The organism is Polynucleobacter sp. AM-7D1 (assembly GCF_018688455.1).
Taxonomy (GTDB): domain Bacteria; phylum Pseudomonadota; class Gammaproteobacteria; order Burkholderiales; family Burkholderiaceae; genus Polynucleobacter.
Genome location: NZ_CP061319.1, coordinates 1,803,928 through 1,820,795, shown reverse-complemented (window position 1 = coordinate 1,820,795; position 16,868 = coordinate 1,803,928). Strand labels below are relative to the sequence as shown.

General features: G+C 45.7%; 21 protein-coding genes. 16 read left to right on the top strand and 5 right to left on the bottom strand.

Features of this window, described 5'->3' with window-relative positions:
* Nucleotides 1-17 precede the first annotated feature (17 nt).
* From gshA to ptsP, 5 genes are read left to right on the top strand one after another with little or no spacing between them, the layout of a single operon-like run.
* Complete coding sequence (gshA, locus tag GQ359_RS09495) at nt 18-1,316, top strand: glutamate--cysteine ligase (RefSeq protein ID WP_215334022.1); 1,299 nt, start codon at nt 18-20, stop codon at nt 1,314-1,316.
* Nucleotides 1,317-1,341: 25 nt separating this feature from the next.
* The gene (gshB, locus tag GQ359_RS09490; RefSeq protein WP_215386917.1) at nt 1,342-2,283 is read left to right on the top strand and encodes a glutathione synthase; all 942 of its coding nucleotides are present in this window, start codon (nt 1,342-1,344) and stop codon (nt 2,281-2,283) included.
* A gap of 2 nt (nt 2,284-2,285) precedes the next feature.
* Nucleotides 2,286-2,720 carry a PTS sugar transporter subunit IIA gene (locus GQ359_RS09485; RefSeq protein WP_215386916.1) on the top strand — a complete coding sequence of 145 codons (435 nt, stop codon included), beginning with the start codon at nt 2,286-2,288 and terminating at the stop codon, nt 2,718-2,720.
* A gap of 8 nt (nt 2,721-2,728) precedes the next feature.
* Entirely contained in the window at nt 2,729-2,998 is a 270-nt protein-coding gene (locus GQ359_RS09480) for an HPr family phosphocarrier protein (protein WP_015422104.1), read from the top strand.
* Nucleotides 2,999-3,000: 2 nt separating this feature from the next.
* Nucleotides 3,001-4,752, top strand: coding sequence for a phosphoenolpyruvate--protein phosphotransferase (gene ptsP / locus GQ359_RS09475; protein ID WP_215386915.1), 1,752 nt, complete (start codon nt 3,001-3,003; stop codon nt 4,750-4,752).
* Between the two features lie 4 nt (nt 4,753-4,756).
* Here ptsP and GQ359_RS09470 read toward each other — a convergent pair whose 3' ends face one another.
* From GQ359_RS09470 to gpmA, 3 genes are read right to left on the bottom strand one after another with little or no spacing between them, the layout of a single operon-like run.
* Nucleotides 4,757-5,509 (bottom strand): molybdopterin-synthase adenylyltransferase MoeB, encoded by a 753-nt coding sequence (locus tag GQ359_RS09470; RefSeq protein ID WP_215386914.1) that lies wholly within the window; start codon nt 5,507-5,509, stop codon nt 4,757-4,759.
* A 22-nt stretch (nt 5,510-5,531) separates the two neighbouring features.
* Entirely contained in the window at nt 5,532-6,965 is a 1,434-nt protein-coding gene (locus GQ359_RS09465) for a S41 family peptidase (protein ID WP_215386913.1), read from the bottom strand.
* A 14-nt stretch (nt 6,966-6,979) separates the two neighbouring features.
* Nucleotides 6,980-7,669 (bottom strand): 2,3-diphosphoglycerate-dependent phosphoglycerate mutase, encoded by a 690-nt coding sequence (gene gpmA, locus GQ359_RS09460; RefSeq protein WP_215386912.1) that lies wholly within the window; start codon nt 7,667-7,669, stop codon nt 6,980-6,982.
* A gap of 22 nt (nt 7,670-7,691) precedes the next feature.
* Here gpmA and GQ359_RS09455 point away from each other — a divergent pair, with 22 nt between their 5' ends.
* From GQ359_RS09455 to GQ359_RS09440, 4 genes are read left to right on the top strand one after another with little or no spacing between them, the layout of a single operon-like run.
* Nucleotides 7,692-8,105, top strand: a complete 414-nt coding sequence (locus tag GQ359_RS09455) for a rhodanese-like domain-containing protein (protein WP_215386911.1) — start codon at nt 7,692-7,694, stop codon at nt 8,103-8,105.
* A 16-nt stretch (nt 8,106-8,121) separates the two neighbouring features.
* Nucleotides 8,122-8,376, top strand: coding sequence for a glutaredoxin 3 (gene grxC / locus GQ359_RS09450; protein ID WP_215386910.1), 255 nt, complete (start codon nt 8,122-8,124; stop codon nt 8,374-8,376).
* 22 nt (nt 8,377-8,398) lie between these two features.
* Complete coding sequence (secB, locus tag GQ359_RS09445; protein WP_215386909.1) at nt 8,399-8,920, top strand: protein-export chaperone SecB; 522 nt, start codon at nt 8,399-8,401, stop codon at nt 8,918-8,920.
* Between the two features lie 26 nt (nt 8,921-8,946).
* Nucleotides 8,947-9,969 (top strand): NAD(P)H-dependent glycerol-3-phosphate dehydrogenase, encoded by a 1,023-nt coding sequence (locus tag GQ359_RS09440; protein WP_215386908.1) that lies wholly within the window; start codon nt 8,947-8,949, stop codon nt 9,967-9,969.
* 3 nt (nt 9,970-9,972) lie between these two features.
* On the opposite strand, the gene trmL is transcribed toward GQ359_RS09440, so the two are convergent.
* Together trmL and GQ359_RS09430 are read right to left on the bottom strand one after the other, a co-directional pair.
* On the bottom strand, nt 9,973-10,443 hold the full coding sequence (gene trmL, locus GQ359_RS09435) for a tRNA (uridine(34)/cytosine(34)/5-carboxymethylaminomethyluridine(34)-2'-O)-methyltransferase TrmL (RefSeq protein ID WP_215386907.1): 471 nt from the start codon (nt 10,441-10,443) through the stop codon (nt 9,973-9,975).
* 10 nt (nt 10,444-10,453) lie between these two features.
* A complete protein-coding gene (locus GQ359_RS09430; RefSeq protein WP_251367871.1) occupies nt 10,454-11,065 on the bottom strand; it encodes a ComF family protein in 612 nt (203 codons plus the stop codon).
* 155 nt (nt 11,066-11,220) lie between these two features.
* Between GQ359_RS09430 and GQ359_RS09425 the strand changes: the two genes are divergently transcribed.
* From GQ359_RS09425 to GQ359_RS09395, 7 genes are all read left to right on the top strand, one after another.
* Nucleotides 11,221-12,024: a class I SAM-dependent methyltransferase gene (locus tag GQ359_RS09425; RefSeq protein WP_251367870.1), complete on the top strand. Its 804-nt coding sequence runs from the start codon at nt 11,221-11,223 to the stop codon at nt 12,022-12,024.
* Nucleotides 12,025-12,204: 180 nt separating this feature from the next.
* Complete coding sequence (gene coxB, locus GQ359_RS09420) at nt 12,205-13,362, top strand: cytochrome c oxidase subunit II (RefSeq protein ID WP_215386904.1); 1,158 nt, start codon at nt 12,205-12,207, stop codon at nt 13,360-13,362.
* 36 nt (nt 13,363-13,398) lie between these two features.
* The gene (gene ctaD / locus GQ359_RS09415; RefSeq protein WP_215386903.1) at nt 13,399-15,018 is read left to right on the top strand and encodes a cytochrome c oxidase subunit I; all 1,620 of its coding nucleotides are present in this window, start codon (nt 13,399-13,401) and stop codon (nt 15,016-15,018) included.
* The gene (locus GQ359_RS10190) at nt 14,918-15,133 is read left to right on the top strand and encodes a cytochrome oxidase small assembly protein (RefSeq protein ID WP_371822443.1); all 216 of its coding nucleotides are present in this window, start codon (nt 14,918-14,920) and stop codon (nt 15,131-15,133) included. The genes ctaD and GQ359_RS10190 overlap by 101 nt, the downstream gene beginning before the upstream one ends.
* A 14-nt stretch (nt 15,134-15,147) precedes the next feature.
* Nucleotides 15,148-15,741, top strand: a complete 594-nt coding sequence (locus GQ359_RS09405; RefSeq protein WP_215302145.1) for a cytochrome c oxidase assembly protein — start codon at nt 15,148-15,150, stop codon at nt 15,739-15,741.
* A 17-nt stretch (nt 15,742-15,758) separates the two neighbouring features.
* The gene (locus GQ359_RS09400) at nt 15,759-15,932 is read left to right on the top strand and encodes a DUF2970 domain-containing protein (protein WP_251367869.1); all 174 of its coding nucleotides are present in this window, start codon (nt 15,759-15,761) and stop codon (nt 15,930-15,932) included.
* A 29-nt stretch (nt 15,933-15,961) separates the two neighbouring features.
* The gene (locus tag GQ359_RS09395) at nt 15,962-16,816 is read left to right on the top strand and encodes a cytochrome c oxidase subunit 3 (RefSeq protein WP_215386900.1); all 855 of its coding nucleotides are present in this window, start codon (nt 15,962-15,964) and stop codon (nt 16,814-16,816) included.
* Nucleotides 16,817-16,868: the final 52 nt, after the last annotated feature.

Sequence of the window (16,868 nt, the reverse complement as noted above, 5' to 3'; positions counted from 1 at the left end):
AATCTTACAATGGTGGAATGGTTCCACATCTCATCACTGCCCTTAGCGGCCCTCTTCTCGATCTCGAGTCGAAGGTATTAGAAGCAACCCCAACTATTGAGCGCTGGTTTAGGCTTGAGTGGCAGGAGCACACCCCGCCTTTCTACTGCTCAGTCGATTTGCGTAATGCTGGTTTTAAGCTTGCGCCAGTGGATACGAACCTTTTTCCAGGTGGTTTTAATAACCTCTCACCTCAGATGTTGCCTTTGGCGGTTCAGGCAGCTATGGCAGCAATTGAGAAGATTTGCCCGGAAGCAAAAAATTTACTGTTGATACCTGAGCGACATACTCGCAATACATTCTATTTGCAGAATATTGCACGCCTATCTTCGATCTTGCGTCAAGCAGGCCTTAATGTTCGCTTGGGCACTTTGTCTGATGAAATTAAAAAACCAACTTGGATTGATTTGCCTGATGGCAATCGTCTCTTGATGGAGCCTTTGTCTCGCTTAGGTCTAAAGAAGCAGCGTTTAGGTTTAAAAGACTTTGATCCCTGTTCAATTTTGCTGAACAACGATTTATCTGCGGGTATTCCTCCGATCCTAGAAAATCTGCACGAGCAGTATCTCTTGCCAGGCTTGCATGCAGGTTGGCATGTCCGTCGTAAGTCAAATCACTTTGCAGCCTACGATGAAGTTGCTAAGAAATTTGCAAAGGTAGTGGATATTGATCCTTGGATGATCAATCCTTATTTTGCTAGTTGCTCTAACGTGAACTTTCATGAGCGTAAGGGCGAAGAAGAATTGCAAGCTGCTGTTGAGAAAGTACTCAAGAAAACTGCCAAGAAATATCGAGAGTACGGCATTAAAGAAAAACCATATGTCGTTGTCAAAGCAGATGCTGGTACATATGGCATGGGTGTCATGGTAGTAAATGATCCTGCGCAACTCAAGGGCCTGAATCGCAAAGACCGCAACAAGATGAGTGTTGTTAAAGAAGGTCTTGAAGTTAGCGATGTCTTAATTCAGGAGGGTGTGTATACCTTCGAGAAAGTGAATGAAGCTGTTGCTGAACCAGTGGTGTATATGATTGACCGCTATGTGATTGGCGGCTTCTACCGTGTACATACTGATCGTGGCCCAGATGAGAATCTGAATGCGCCGGGCATGCATTTTGTACCGTTAGCATTCGAGCAAAACTCCATGCCAGATCTGGGTGCTAAGCCTGGTAGTGCACCGCCCAATCGTTTTTATCTTTATGGTGTTGTTGCACGCCTGGCTTTGTTGGCCGCCTCTTTAGAGTTGGAGCGTTCTGATCCTAATGCTGAAGCCGCCTAACTGTATTTGAATGCTCGGACATAAGATGAACATTCTTTTCATTGCCGATCCTTTGGAGTCATTTAAGGTTAGCAAGGATTCCACTTTGGCAATGATGCGCGTTGCGCAAGAAGCTGGTCATCAACTTTGGTTTTGCCAAAGTCGCAACATCCTGTGGAGGAACGATTTTGTAGTGGCTGATTGTCAGTCGCTCACCATTAAGCCAAGTGGTACAGCATGGTTTGAATTAGGTCCTGTAGAGGATCGCCCATTAAATACCTTTAACGCAGTCATGATGCGCACTGATCCGCCATTTGATATCGAGTATCTCAATACCACTTGGTTGTTATCTGCTGCGGTTCGACAGGGCGCAAAAGTATTTAATAATCCAACGGCTATTCGTGATCATTCTGAAAAGATATCTATCACGGAGTTTCCGGAACTCATTCCCCCAACTTTAATCACGCGTGAACTGAGTGCGATTGAAGTGTTTCACCAAGAGCATCAAGATATTGTCATTAAGCCCCTGGATGGCATGGGCGGCATGGGTGTATTTCGTGTAGGGCCAGATGGTTTAAATCTTGCCAGTATTGTGGAGACACTGGGTGAGAATGGCGCACGTACTCTAATGGTGCAAAGATTCTTGCCTGAGATAGCTCAAGGCGATAAACGCGTGCTGCTCATCGGTGGCGAGGTGGTGCCGTTTGCGCTGGCTCGCATACCTCAGGGAAGTGAAATTCGAGGTAACTTAGCTGCTGGTGGTAAAGGGGTTGCTATGCCGCTAACGGATGCAGAGAGGAAGGTTGCAGAACGTCTCGCCCCTATTTTGAACGCCCGGGGCTTGTTCTTGGTAGGATTAGATTTAATTGGTGCTTACGTCACAGAAATCAATGTGACTAGCCCAACCTGCTTCGTAGAGATTACTGAGCAAAGCAGATTTGATGTTCCGAAATTTTGGTTAACAGCGCTTGAAAAGGCATTGGCATAAAAATGGTTGGAATCGTAATAGTTGCTCACACTCCAGTCGCAAGTGCGATGCTTGGTTTTGCTGAGCATGCATTTGGTGTAGCGCCAGAGAGAGTAAGAGCTGTCGACATTCAGCCCCATGAAGATACAAAAGCCAGCTTCGACCGACTCTTGAAAGCAGCATATGCCGTCAACACGGGCCAGGGCGTTTTAATACTGACTGATGTAATGGGCGCGACTCCCGCTAATGTGGCATCGAAGCTTGAAGCTTTGGGGCCATTATCGGGTTTAAATGCGCCCGTGATTGTCTTGGCCGGATTAAATCTACCCATGCTGATGCGCTGTATTTCTCATCGTGGTGAAGGGCTCGAAGAGCTTGCCCATAAAGCACTTCTAGGCGGTCAAAATGGAATTTTGCGTTTGGGCTCTAAAACACCGCAAGCCACTACGGAGAAATAGGACTCACTATGCCTGTTGCTGAAATCGAAATCATTAACAAATTGGGCTTGCATGCTCGAGCATCTGCAAAGTTATCTCAGCTTGCTGCTGAGTTCCCCTGTGAAATCTTTTTATCTCGCAATGGGCGTCAAATTAATGCCAAGAGCATTATGGGCGTCATGATGCTGGCCGCTGGAATTGGCAGCACTGTCACTCTAGAGACTGTTGGCGAAAAAGAGGATGAGGCGATGCAAGCTTTAACGGCATTGATCAACGATCGATTTGGCGAGGGCGAATAAGGGTGACTTTTGCTTTACACGGAATAGCAGTATCTAAAGGCATTGCTATTGGCAAAGCCGTGCTGATATCGCGTGCAGCATTAGAGGTTAGTCATTATTTAGTTGAAGCTGGCAAAGAAGAGGCTGAGGCTCAAAAGTTATTGGATGCTTTTGAGCAGGTGCGCCTTGAGTTAACGCAATTGCGTCAAGGATTGCCTAAAGATGCGCCTCAAGAAATGGCTGCGTTTTTGGATGTACACGGCATGATTCTGGCAGATCCAGCTTTAGCTGAGAAGCCAATGAAATTGATTCGCACTCAGAGGTTAAATGCAGCTTGGGCCTTAACAACCGAACTCAATGATCTTTTAGAGCAATTTGCTGATATTGAGGATGCGTATTTAAAAGAGCGTGCTAATGATATTAGACAGGTCGCAGAGCGCGTAATCAAAGCGTTGAATGCGCAGAAAAAAGACCCTCTACATGATGCTGATTTTTTACCAGCAAGCGATATCGGTGTTGAATCAATTATCGTTGCGCACGACATTGCTCCGCATGACATGCTGCGTTTTAAAGAGCATGCCTTTACAGGGTTTGTGACAGATCTGGGTGGCAAGACTTCTCATACCGCTATTGTTGCGCGCAGCATGGAGATCCCTGCGGTAGTTGGTGTGCGACATGCCAGTGAAATGATTCGTCATGGCGATTGGTTGATATTGGATGGGGGGCATGGAGTTGTCGTTGTTGCGCCCGATGAGCAGCTTCTTGCCGAGTATCGAAAGCTGCAAGCTCAAGCCTTAAAAGAAGCCCGCAAGCTAAAGCAGTTAAAGCACGCCAAGACAGAAACTGCTGATCGTGTTCAGATTGAATTATTTGCCAATATTGAGTTGCCTGAGGATGCCATTCAGGCAGTGAAGTTGGGTGCTGTGGGTGTCGGCTTATTCCGCTCTGAATTTCTATTTATGGATCGCAAGCAAGCCTTGCCAGACGAAGAGCAGCAATATCAAGAATATCGTCGCGTGGTCGATTTAATGCATGGTTTGCCTGTCAATATTAGAACCATCGACGTTGGTGCCGACAAGGCATTGGGTGGCGGCGGTGATATTTCTCAAACTGGTACATCACCACTTGGGTTGCGTGCGATTCGCTGGTCTCTGACTGAACCTGAAATATTTTTAACGCAACTCAGGGCTATCTTGCGTGCATCAGCTCATGGACAAGCGCGGATCATGATCCCGATGTTGGCGCACGCTAAAGAAATCGATGAAACATTTAGATTGATTGAAAAAGCAAAGCAGCAACTACACCAACGCGGCAAGGCATTTAATCCCAATATTCAAGTTGGTGCAATGATTGAAATTCCTGCTGCTGCATTGATGCTGCCTTTATTTATTAATCGCTTCGATTTTCTTTCAATTGGTACGAATGACTTAATTCAATACACCTTAGCAATCGATCGCGCAGATCATGCAGTTGCACATCTATACGATCCCCTCCATCCCGCTATTTTGAATTTGCTATCAAGCATCATTGATCAGGCTAAACGCGCGGACGTGCCTGTTGCTGTTTGTGGAGAGATGGCTGGAGACCCTGCATTAACAAAGCTATTGCTCGCGCTCGGGCTGACAGATTTCTCAATGCACTTTAGTCAATTGTTGTTAGTTAAGCGCGAGATCTTAAAAGCAAATGTAGGCCTATTGAAAGCCCGCGTCCCTAGAGTTCTGCGTGCCTACGAGCCTGAGGAGCAGGCTAAAGCGTTGGAGCGCTTGCTCTCTTAAGCACCTAATGCTGGGAGCCGCAAACCTTGCATGCGGGATTTCGAGAAATGCGAATCTCATCAATTTGAGTATTGATCGCATTCCAAAGCAACATTCTCCCCACTAAAGGCTGACCAAAGCCAATCAATACTTGCAATGCTTGAGCTGCTTGCATCGCTCCAATAATGCCAACTAGGGGGGAAAAGATGCCCATGCTGGCACAGCTGACTTCCTCAAACTGTTCTTCTGGGGAAAAAAGACAGGCATAGCAGGGGGATGCTTCATGACGAAAATCAAAGACACTTAGTTGGCCGTCAAATTTGAGTGCTGATCCTGATACTAGGGGCACCTTTTGGCGAAAGCAAGCCGCATTAATGAGCTGGCGAGTTGCAAAGTTATCCGTGCAATCTAGAACAAGATGAACTGCTGGCAAGACGTCTTTCAATAAATTATCAGTTGCCTTCTCTGCAATTGCATTAATCGTCAGAGTGGGATTAATACTTTGCAAAAACTGTTTACCAGATTCCACCTTGCTTTTGCCAATGGAGTTGTGGGTATGCATGATTTGTCGCTGCAAATTAGTGAGTTCGACTTTGTCGTGATCGACAAGCGTTATTTTTCCCACGCCTGCTGCAGCCAGATAAGGCGCAGCAGCACTTCCCAATCCACCAGCACCAATGATGAGGATGTGCGAACCAAGCAATATTTCTTGGCCCGCAACATCAATTTCTTCTAGTAATAAATGCCGCGAGTAGCGAAGTAGCTGCTCATCATTCATGTGTGTACCCCATCGCTAGAACCTATTCTAGCTTGGAGGCTGAGCGTTTTACAGGCTCACCATTAATAAACGCAACGGCTTGAGAAAGCATGAAGTCATCTGCACTACCAAGTTCGATAGGCTTCTTAGACTTTTCTTTTTCTTTCTCTTCAGGAGTCTTCTTGGCATTTTTTTCTTCAATGCGTTGTAACTCTTCTAGGCGACGCTTCTCACGATCAGCAACGAGTTTTTCTTCTGAAGATTGCTTATTACGTAAATGTTTCTCGCTGTCGATCTCGCGAGTAATCAGCACATCATCGGGATCGCCATCTTTATTTTGATCAACCGCGATGTCAGGCTTAATGCCGTAAGCTTGAATCGATTTACCACTTGGCGTGTAGTAGTAGGCTGTAGTAATTTTTAATGCAGAATCATTAGTAAGTGGGCGAACGGTCTGAACAGAGCCTTTGCCGAAAGTGGTTTTACCGATAATGGTGGCGCGTTTGTAATCCTGTAATGCGCCAGCCACAATTTCAGAAGCGGAAGCAGAGTAGGCGTTGACTAAAACGACCATTGGTAATTTTTTATACATCGCAGGTACGCTAGCTAAAGGGTCGCCAGGCTCACTCAGGCGATACATAGCTGGCGTCGCATTGAATACCTGCTTTGAATCAGCTGTCTGACCTTTAGTGGAGACGATCACGGCATCTGCCGGCAAGAAGGCTGCTGCAACACCAACTGCACCTTGTAACAAGCCACCACCATTATTTCTGAGATCAAGAATGATGCCCTTCATCTTAGGATCTTGAGTGGCAAGGTCGCTTAATTTTTTTGCTAGGTCAGGAACCGTACGCTCTTGAAAACTCGTTACTCTGACCCAGGCAATGTTGTTATCTAAAATTTTGGCCTTGACGGATTGCACTTTAATTTCAGCGCGAGTGATGGTTACCGGAAAGCTGCGCTCTTCACTTTTGCGAAAGACCGTCAAAGTAATTTTTGTACCCGGAGTACCCCGCATGGTGCGTACCGCTTTATCTAGAGACATGCCACGAACAGGTTTGTCATCTAAGCGAGTAATGAGGTCCCCGGCTTGCAGGCCAGCGCGCGCAGCAGGACTGTCTTCAATGGGGTTGAGTACTTTAACAACACCATCCTCTGAAGTAATTTCAATGCCAAGGCCAGCGAACTTGCCGCTTGTTTGCTCTTGCATTTCAGAAAAATCTTTTTTATCAAGGTAGGTTGAGTGTGGATCAAGACTGCTCACCATGCCCTTAACAGCATCAGTTAGTAACTGCTTGTCTTCAATTGGCTCAACATACTCACGCTTGATTTGTGCAAACACGTTCGATAGGGTGCGCAGCTCATCTAAAGGCAGTGTCGTGCCTTGCTGGGCGGTAGCGGAGAGTTGGATGGTGGCTGCAACCCCGGCGATGAGGCCAACAGAGACTAGGGCAAAGTTCTTGAAAAATACGCGCATGCTTCTGTTTTACCTTAATCCAAATAAAAATGTTGAATGGGTTTGAGATTGTCATCGAGCTCGTAAACAAGCGGGATGCCGTTAGGGACGTTAATTTCCATAATATCTGCGTCAGAAACCTGGTCGAGATATTTAATCAAGGAGCGGATGCTATTGCCGTGCGCAACGATTAATACACGCTTACCCGCTTTTAGGGCTGGAGCAATAGATTCATTCCAAAGAGGTAGTACGCGCTCGACGTTATCTTTAAGGCACTCACCCAAAGGAATATCGGAAGTGTTGAGTTTTTCGTAACGTCGATCATTCTGCGGATTACGTTCATCACCCCTTTCTAAGAGTGGTGGACGCACATCGTAGGAACGGCGCCAAATATGAACCTGGGCGTCTCCATACTGCTGAGCAGTTTCAGCTTTATTTAAACCAGTGAGGGCACCATAATGCCTCTCGTTTAATCTCCAGCTATGGACTACTGGCAACCACATGAGGTCCATGGTGTCCTGAACATGCCATAGTGTGCGAATCGCTCTTCTCAGTACCGAGGTGTAGGCTAAATCAAACTCGTAGCCTGCTTTTCGAAGGTTTTCGCCTGCAGCTAGGGCCTGTTCTGTGCCTTTTGGGGTTAAGTCAACGTCCGCCCAGCCAGTGAAGCGGTTTTCAAGGTTCCAGGCGGATTCGCCATGACGAATAAGGACAAGTTGTTTCATAGAGCCATTCTATAATCCGGTGATGAACTTTCTCACGCAAACTGATAATTTAGCGCTTATTGCCCTCTTGTTTGTTTCAGGCGCAGCGCTCTTCCTCCCTACATTATCTACGCTTATTAGCGGAAAAGGCTTATCGCCTTCGGAGGCAACAATTTGGATTAATCGCCGAAAAGCGGCTGTTTTGGACTTGCGTCCAGAATCGGACTTTAAGGCGGGTCATCTGCCAGGATCAAAGCACATCTTGGCCGACCGAATCTCTACTGGACTCGACAAGCTCAAGCTGGACCGTAAGAATCCGGTCATTTTGGTATGTCAATCCGGTATAAGCGCCCGCAAATCGATTCCAGAGTTAAAGAAGCTGGGATTTTCTGAAGTTGCAGTTTTGGATGGTGGCGTTCAAGGATGGCAGGCTGCAGCTCTGCCATTAATCAAATAACTTAGCGGGTCTAGATATGCCACCAGTCATGATGTACAGCACCCAAGTTTGTCCTTATTGCGTTATGGCAGAGAAGCTTTTGCAAAAGAAGGGCGTTACAAATTTAGAGAAGATCTTGATTGATCGTGATCCTGCACAGCGCGAAATAATGATGACACGAACAGGTCGTCGCACTGTGCCACAAATTTATATTGGTGAGACTCATGTTGGCGGTTATGACGATCTAGTTGCTCTAGACCGTGCCGGCCAACTTGATCCACTATTAGCTTAAAAATTTACCCAGAAAGTTTCCCATGACTGAACAAACTACTTCCACTCCAGATGCAGTAGATAACTCAAAAGAGCCAGGTTTCCGCATTCAACGTATTTATCTCAAAGACTTGTCTTTAGAGCAACCACACGCACCGCAAATTTTATTGGTCGCAGCTGAGCCTCAAGTTGAGGTTGAGGTTGATGTTGCTGTCAATCGTTTGGGTGACGAAATTTTTGAGGTTGCTTTAATTGCGACAGTCACTGCCAAAGTAGATAGTAAGGCACTGTTTTTAGTTGAGGCTAAGCAAGCGGGTATTTTTGAATTTAGCAATATTCCACCAGAGCAAATTGATCCCATGTTGGGCATTGCTTGCCCAACGATTTTGTATCCTTACTTGCGCTCGAATATTGCTGACACTATCAGCCGTGCTGGTTTCCAGCCAATTCATTTGAATGAAATTAACTTCCACGGTATGTACGAACATCGCCTGATGCAGGCTGCGCAAGCTGCCGCAACGGAAAGCGGTTCTACCGATGAAAGCAAAATCATCCTTCCTCACTAAGCTGATTTAGTCAAAGCCCACAGATCATGAAAGTGACGCTGCTTGGAGCTGGTTCATGGGGCACTGCTATGGCCGCGCAAGCTGCGCGCCACCTTCAGTCTGGCGACGTTTGTTTATGGTCTCGCAGCGCTGAGCAGTTAGAGGATATTCAGAAGTCTGGCGAAAATGCTGACTATCTCCCAGGCATCATCCTGCCTAAGGGCCTGCAATTAGAAGCCAGTTTTGAGCGCGCCATTGAGCGTCTTTCTGAAAAAGATCTTTTAGTGATTGCTACTCCGATGTCGGGCTTATCGGAAACAGTGGCAAATGTATTGCGCCTCGCAAAGCACCCGCTGAATATTGTTTGGTTATGTAAGGGCTTAGAGCCCAGCACTACTCTATTGCCACATCAAGTAGTGGAGCGTGAAGATCATCTGCATAGCAATGGCATGCGTCATTCTTATGGCGCATTATCGGGACCTAGTTTTGCGCAAGAAGTTGGTAATGGTATGCCTTGTGCATTAACTATCGCCAGCAAATCGAATGCCTTATGTGACATTGTTCAGGGCGCCTTTCATCACGGCAATATGCGTATCTATGCGAGCGACGATTTAGTTGGTGTTGAACTGGGCGGCGCAATTAAAAACATTCTTGCAATTGCGGCCGGTATTGGTGATGGCTTAGATCTTGGCTTAAATGCACGCGCTGCAGTGTTAACTCGCGGCCTTGCAGAAATGATGCGTCTTGTGAAGGCAGCCGGCGGCCGACCAGAGACCTGCATGGGATTAACTGGCGTAGGCGATTTGATTTTGACTGCAACCGGTGATCTCTCGCGCAATCGTCGTGTTGGTTTAGCGCTTGCTGCAGGAAAACCTTTACCTGAAATTTTAGGTAACTTAGGACATGTTGCTGAAGGCGTACTGTGTGCCTCTGCAGTTGGAAATCTGGCGACTCGCTTGGGTGTAGAGATGCCAATCACTGCCATGATGGGCGAGGTCCTATCTGGAAAACTCTCACCGCATGATGCAGTGAAAAAACTCATGGGGCGCGACCCCAAGGTAGAGGTCTAGGTTTTAATTTCCGCCAAGTAATCCGTTTTGGCGCCATGCTTCATAAACCACAATCGCTACCGTATTTGAGAGATTCAAGCTGCGACTACTGTCTTGCATTGCTAAGCGCATTTGGTTGGAGATTGGAATCGAACTTCTTACTTCTTCTGTAATGCCTTTAGTTTCTGAACCAAAAACAAAATAGTCATTTGGCAAATAGTTGCCATCATGAAACTTCCCAGATCCTTTGGTAGTCAGAGCAAACATTCTCTCGGGCTGAGGTTTTTCATCAACCAGAAATTGCGCCCAGTTTTTATGAACTTTTACTTTGGCAAACTCGTGATAGTCCAATCCGGCTCTGCGAAGTTTGGCATCCTCCATGGGAAAACCAAGCGGCTCGATGAGGTGTAATTTTGCACCCGTGTTTGCACACAGGCGAATGATGTTGCCTGTGTTGGGTGGAATTTCTGGTTCGAATAAAACAATGTTAAACATGCTCTGATCTTTATGATGGACGTAGTGTTCTTAGTAATACCCAATTAATAACACTAGATGCCCCATTGTCCTTCAATACGCGGGCGATTTCATTTAAGGTTGCTCCGCTAGTCATGACGTCATCAAACACAATGACTGATGCAGACTCTAGCTGTCCCTGGTACCTTGGGTTGATATAAAACATGTCTTGAATGGCAATGTGACGATTGGTGCGATTTCCTTGAGCCTGATGCTGGTCGCTGTGATGGCGCTTCAAGATGTGTGGGTTTTTATGAATGCGTTTGTCGCAAAGAATTCGCCTCGCCAACTCCCAGCTTTGATTAAAGCCTCGGGCACAGAGTTTTTCTTGGCTCAGCGGTACCGGTACAAGATAGTCTGCTTGGGTTATTGCTAAGCTCTTTGCAAGCAGAGCATTCCATGTAGACGCCAAGCCATGTGCATATGCAAGTCGACGCTGATATTTCAATTGATGCAAAGCAAATTGCAGTTTGCCATCATAGCGATCTAGGCAGTAAGTTGCATCATAGTAGGGTGGGTTAGCGCAACACTCTCGACAAGTTTTTTCTTTTAGTTCATCTACCTGAAGAGTAAGGCCACATTGCTGACAGCATTCGTAATTCAATAGCTGCTCAGATGCTAATAAGGCGTAGCACTCTGCACAGTGAGTGAGTTGCTGAAATGTCCCGCAAACAATACATGAGCTTGGTAATAGGTGAGAACAAATCGATTGAAAAATATTCTCTATTGGCCGCATGGGCTGCTGAGTATACTGAGCCAATGACCCAATCAATCAGATGGCTTCAGGATGAAATTGCAGGCCGCATGCTGCAAAAATTAGACATCGTGAAGTTGGAAGCAAAAGACGTCTTGTTGATTCCAGATTTCCCTGGAGCGCACGCCCCTTTTCTGACAAAACGTTTTCCTGGAATTCGTTTTCATTGTGCGCCAGAAAGTGAGTTATCCAGTTTTGATTTATATAAATTGAGACTAACTCGTTTTTGGAATTCCAAGATGAAATCTACCGCCGTAGTTTCTCTAAATGACTATATGAAGACGGGGCGCATCAATCTACCTAGTAATTCTGTAGATTTGGTAGTGAGTGTTCTTTTGATTCAGAACCTGGCCGACCCTAAGCAATTCTTAAAGGAATGCTGGCGAGTACTTAAAGAGGGTGGCTTACTAACATTGAGTTATTTGGGGCCTGATACCGCTAAAGAACTCAAGTCTGAATCTTTAGCTCAGCAATTGCAGATTGAGAACTTGCCTAGCCCGTGGGATATGCACGATATGGGGGATGCTCTATTAGGCGAACGTTTTTCTGATCCCGTAATGGATATGGAGTTTTTAAAACTGAATTACGACTCAGATGCGCTGTTGCTGTCAGATGCCAAAGCGTTAAATCTACTAGCCCTTAATGATAAAAATGATGCTCAATTGCCTCAATTGCCGAGCAAACTCACTTTAGAGGTTGTCTATGGGCATGCTTGGGCTTTAGGTAAGCACCTTGCTAAATCACAAGATCATGTTGCCTATATTGATCCAAATCAAATCGGACGCAAGACTAGTAGTGATTCTGCTTAAGTGTGAGTGCTTACTATCTTTTAAACCATTGTCAAGATTGAGTCAAGCATGGTTAATCCCGTTTGTTGTTGAACTTAATTAACCCTATAATTAGCGCTAGTTGAATTGCTTGATACCGTTTTTTTGGGCTTTCTGAGGCTGTATTGCTACAGAAGCTCATGACAATAAACAGAGAATAAGATGAATTTATTTGGAAAAGTCACTAGGGCATCGCTCTACTTAGTAGCAGCCTTTAGCACCGCAATTGCACAGGCGGCAGAAGATATGCCAGGTGGTCCGGCCGTAAATCAGCTGAACTTTACCCCTGCAGCAACCAAAATTATGCAAGAAATCCATTGGCTGCATTGGATGATGTTGATTATTTGCGCTCTGATTTTTATTGGCGTTTTTGGGGTGATGTTCTATTCCATCCTCAAGCATCGCAAATCCTTGGGTGCTAAATCAGCTTCATTTCATGAGAGCACTACTGTTGAAATCATCTGGACGGTAATTCCGTTGTTGATCGTGATCGGTATGGCTTTGCCAGCAACAAAAACCGTTGTGGCAATGAAAGACACTACGAATTCAGACATCACCATTAAGACTACTGGCTACCAGTGGAAATGGGGTTATGACTATATTAAAGGTGAGGGTGAAGGCATTAGCTTTTTATCTACCCTATCTACATCTCGTGAAGCCATTAATAATTTAGAAGCCAAATCAAATACCTATTTGATGGAAGTAGATAACGAAATGGTTGTGCCAGTTGGCAAAAAAATTCGCATGATTACCACTGCGAACGACGTGATCCATGCGTGGGCAGTTCCAGCATTTGGCGTAAAGCAAGATGCAATCCCTGGTTTTGTGCGTGACACCTGGTTCCGCGCAGAAACAATCGGAAAATTCCGCGGTCAGTGTTCAGAGTTGTGTGGTGCTGAGCATGCCTTTATGCCTATCGTAGTGAATGTGGTTTCACAAGACGACTACACCAAGTGGGTAGCAGAGAAGAAAAAAGAAATGGGTGCAGCCTCCGATGATCCATCAAAGGTTTATACCTTGGATGAGCAAAAGGAGCGTGGGGCTAAGGTCTATGCAGCAAACTGCGCTGCTTGTCACCAACCAAACGGTAAGGGTGCAGGCGCATTCCCAGCATTAGATGGCAGCAAGATGGTGCTTGGACCAAAAGCAGCTCAATACGACATTCTTATCAATGGTAAGGGTGCAATGCCGAAGTGGGCTGGTGTGATTTCTGATGGCGATATTGCTGCTGTTATGACCTACACCCGCAATGCTTGGGGCAATAAAACGGGCGAGATTATTCAAACCCAAGACATTGTTTCCGCACGCGCTGGCAAGTAATTTATTAATACAGATCAAACTAAACCGGAGTAATCCATGAGCACAGCCTCTACCACCCACGATCACGCACATGATCACGCACACGATGATCACACGCCACATGGTTGGCGTCGTTGGTTGTTCGCAACCAATCACAAAGACATCGGTACGATGTATTTGATTTTCTCATTTGTCAGCTTATTAGCTGGTGGTGTAATGGCCTTGGGTATCCGTTTGGAGCTCTTCCAGCCTGGCCTTCAATTCTTGCGTCCTGAGTTCTTCAACCAGCTCACTACCATGCACGGTTTGGTGATGGTGTTTGGTGCGATCATGCCGGCCTTCGTTGGTTTTGCAAACTGGATGATTCCATTGCAAATCGGTGCATCGGATATGGCCTTTGCTCGTATGAATAACTTTAGCTTCTGGATTCTTCCAGTAGCAGCATGCTTATTATTCGGTTCATTCTTGGCTCCTGGTGGTGCACCTGCAGGCGGCTGGACTTTGTATGCTCCATTGACATCACAGATGGGCCCAGGTTTAGACATGGGTATTTTTGCACTCCACTTATTGGGTGCTTCTTCCATCATGGGTTCGATTAACATCATCGTGACTATCTTGAACATGCGCGCACCTGGCCTGACATTGATGAAGATGCCAATGTTCTGCTGGACTTGGTTGATCACTGCGTATTTGTTGATTGCTGTAATGCCTGTATTGGCTGGCGCAATCACCATGGTTCTCACAGACCGTCATTTCGGTACCTCATTCTTCTCCGCAGTTGGCGGTGGCGACCCAATCATGTTCCAGCATATTTTCTGGTTCTTTGGTCACCCAGAGGTGTACATCATGATTCTTCCTGCATTTGGAATCATTAGCGAAATCGTTCCAGCTTTCTCCAGAAAAACATTGTTTGGCTATAGCTCAATGGTTTATGCAACTGCATCTATCGCGATCTTGTCATTCATTGTTTGGGCTCACCATATGTTTGCAACTGGTATGCCTGTAACAGGTCAGTTGTTCTTCATGTACGCAACGATGTTGATCGCTGTTCCAACTGGCGTGAAGATTTTTAACTGGGTTGCAACCATGTGGAAGGGTTCGATGACTTTCGAAACTCCTATGTTGTGGTCTGTTGGCTTTATCTTCGTATTTACGATGGGTGGTTTCACAGGCTTGATCTTGGCAATGGCCCCAATTGATATTGGTGTTCAAGATACTTATTACGTTGTAGCTCACTTTCACTATGTATTAGTTGCAGGTTCATTATTTGCAATGTTTGCTGGTTTCTACTACTGGTGTCCAAAGTGGACTGGCTACATGGCTAATGAAACTCGTGGCAAGATCCACTTCTGGACTTCCATGATTTTCTTTAACATCACCTTCTTCCCAATGCACTTCTTGGGCTTAGCAGGTATGCCACGTCGTTATGCTGATTACCCAACTCAGTTTGCTGATTTCAATATGATCGCTTCGATCGGTGCGCTTGGTTTTGGTTTATCGCAGGTTTACTTCTTGCTATTCGTTGTCTTGCCTGCTTATAACGCCAAAGGTGAAAAAGCATCCATGAAGCCATGGGATGGCGCCAAAGGTTTGGAGTGGACTATTCCTTCTCCAGCGCCACACCACACATTTGAAACTCCGCCTGATGCTAAAGAGTTGCATGCTGCAGGAATCTAAAGTAGCTCATCACAAATCCCAATCTGCTAATAATCGCAGATTGGGTTTTATCCTTTTAAGCGTTGCCATTGTGTTCTTCATTGGCATCGTGATTAAACGGAGTGTGCTGGGTTAAAGCCTTCTATCAATATGTCTGCAACTGCCTCCATTAACCGTCAGATCATGCTGAAGCTATTGATTGCTTCAGTGATGATGTTTGGTTTTGGATATGCATTGGTGCCGATGTACAAGGCCTTGTGTGAAGTGACTGGTATTAATGTGGTCACTAGTAAGAATGACTATGGGATCCGGGCTTATAGCGCTAATAAGGTTGGCAATACTCAAGTAGATTATTCCCGTAAGGTGACAATCGAGTTTGACTCCAATAGCCGTGGCCCATTTACCTTTCGCCCTGTGAAAAACTTTCTTGAAGTGCATCCAGGCGAGATGACCGAGATTGTGTACGAAGTGACAAATAACTTGAATCGTCCTGTAGAGGCTCAAGCGATACCAAGTTATGCGCCTAAAAGCGCGATGGAGTTTTTTACTAAATTAGAGTGTTTTTGTTTTCAGCAGCAAACATTGGCGGCACATGAAATGAAGAAGATGCCGGTCATGTTTGTAATTGATGCAGGACTACCTGCTGATGTGAAAACAATTACTTTGTCATATACCTTTTTTGAGTTAGGTGTTGGTCAGCAGCCAGCAGGCTCAACCACCCCTAAATCGAAAACGGCGTCATGAGTAAAAAAAGTACTTTTATGCAATCCATGGTCGCAGTATTGTGGGCTTTTTTGGGTGTGCGTAAAAAATCAGGATTGCAGGAAGATGTAGCGTCATTAAGTTTTGTACATATTGTCATTGCGGGAGTTTTGGGTGCCATAATTTTTATGGGCATACTCCTCTTGATAGTTAAAGCAGTTGTGTCCCATTGATTATTTTTTGATTGAATAGAGAGAATAAGATGTCATCCAATTCAACCCCTTACTATTTCGTTCCTGGACTATCTAGTCATCCAGCTTCAGCCGCTTTAGGCTTGCTTGCTTTTGGCGCTGGCATGTCTGGCTGGGTAAACCATGCAGCTTGGGGCGGCCCAGTAACTGCAGTTGGTGTGCTCTGGGTTTTGTTTGTTCTCTACAACTGGTTTGGAGACACTATTGCTGAGTCTAACTCTGGTAAGAATGGTGTCAACGTAGATATTTCTTATCGCTGGTCGATGGCTTGGTTCATCTTTTCAGAAATCATGTTCTTCGGCGCATTCTTTGCAGCTTTATTCTATGCGCGCAATATTGCGATGCCTTGGATGGGTGATGTTGAAAGTAAATTACTTTGGCCTGATTTCACAGCGGTTTGGCCTAATGATGGCCCTGCAGGCTTGGTAGAGAAGTTCACGACTATGGGCCCATGGCCAATCCCCACTATCAATACCTTGCTGCTCTTGTCTTCTGGTGTGACGGTTACTTACGCACATCATGCGATTCGTGAAGGTCATATGAAGCAAGCCATCAATGGCTTGGCTGCAACTGTTGCCTTGGGCGTTGTTTTCTTAGGCTTCCAGATTTATGAGTACTACCATGCTTACCATGCCTTGAATCTGAAGTTAACTTCAGGCATTTATGGCTCAACATTCTTCATGTTGACTGGCTTTCATGGATTCCACGTATTTCTAGGTGGCTTGATGCTGGCGATTGTTCTTCGTCGAATGATTCGTGGTGACTTCACTGCTGAAAATCATTTTGCGTTCGAAGGGGCTGCTTGGTACTGGCACTTTGTTGACGTTGTCTGGCTTGGTCTCTACATCGCTGTTTACTGGATGTAAGGAAATAAAAAATCGGGGCGTTAAGCCCCGATTTGCTTTAGATGCTTGCTAG

Excerpts from the sequence above, each read along its gene's own strand:
- GQ359_RS09405 (WP_215302145.1), top strand. The coding sequence starts at position 15,148 with ATGTCTGCAACTGCCTCCATTAACCGTCAGATCATGCTGAAGCTATTG.
- GQ359_RS09470 (WP_215386914.1), bottom strand. The coding sequence starts at position 5,509 with ATGAATGATGAGCAGCTACTTCGCTACTCGCGGCATTTATTACTAGAA.
- secB (WP_215386909.1), top strand. The coding sequence starts at position 8,399 with ATGACTGAACAAACTACTTCCACTCCAGATGCAGTAGATAACTCAAAA.
- GQ359_RS09485 (WP_215386916.1), top strand. The coding sequence starts at position 2,286 with ATGGTTGGAATCGTAATAGTTGCTCACACTCCAGTCGCAAGTGCGATG.
- gshB (WP_215386917.1), top strand. The coding sequence starts at position 1,342 with ATGAACATTCTTTTCATTGCCGATCCTTTGGAGTCATTTAAGGTTAGC.
- coxB (WP_215386904.1), top strand. The coding sequence starts at position 12,205 with ATGAATTTATTTGGAAAAGTCACTAGGGCATCGCTCTACTTAGTAGCA.
- gshA (WP_215334022.1), top strand. The coding sequence starts at position 18 with ATGGTTCCACATCTCATCACTGCCCTTAGCGGCCCTCTTCTCGATCTC.
- gpmA (WP_215386912.1), bottom strand. The coding sequence starts at position 7,669 with ATGAAACAACTTGTCCTTATTCGTCATGGCGAATCCGCCTGGAACCTT.
- ctaD (WP_215386903.1), top strand. The coding sequence starts at position 13,399 with ATGAGCACAGCCTCTACCACCCACGATCACGCACATGATCACGCACAC.
- grxC (WP_215386910.1), top strand. The coding sequence starts at position 8,122 with ATGCCACCAGTCATGATGTACAGCACCCAAGTTTGTCCTTATTGCGTT.
- GQ359_RS09465 (WP_215386913.1), bottom strand. The coding sequence starts at position 6,965 with ATGCGCGTATTTTTCAAGAACTTTGCCCTAGTCTCTGTTGGCCTCATC.
- GQ359_RS09395 (WP_215386900.1), top strand. The coding sequence starts at position 15,962 with ATGTCATCCAATTCAACCCCTTACTATTTCGTTCCTGGACTATCTAGT.
- GQ359_RS09480 (WP_015422104.1), top strand. The coding sequence starts at position 2,729 with ATGCCTGTTGCTGAAATCGAAATCATTAACAAATTGGGCTTGCATGCT.
- GQ359_RS09400 (WP_251367869.1), top strand. The coding sequence starts at position 15,759 with ATGCAATCCATGGTCGCAGTATTGTGGGCTTTTTTGGGTGTGCGTAAA.
- GQ359_RS09440 (WP_215386908.1), top strand. The coding sequence starts at position 8,947 with ATGAAAGTGACGCTGCTTGGAGCTGGTTCATGGGGCACTGCTATGGCC.
- GQ359_RS09455 (WP_215386911.1), top strand. The coding sequence starts at position 7,692 with ATGAACTTTCTCACGCAAACTGATAATTTAGCGCTTATTGCCCTCTTG.
- trmL (WP_215386907.1), bottom strand. The coding sequence starts at position 10,443 with ATGTTTAACATTGTTTTATTCGAACCAGAAATTCCACCCAACACAGGC.
- GQ359_RS10190 (WP_371822443.1), top strand. The coding sequence starts at position 14,918 with ATGGCGCCAAAGGTTTGGAGTGGACTATTCCTTCTCCAGCGCCACACC.
- GQ359_RS09425 (WP_251367870.1), top strand. The coding sequence starts at position 11,221 with ATGACCCAATCAATCAGATGGCTTCAGGATGAAATTGCAGGCCGCATG.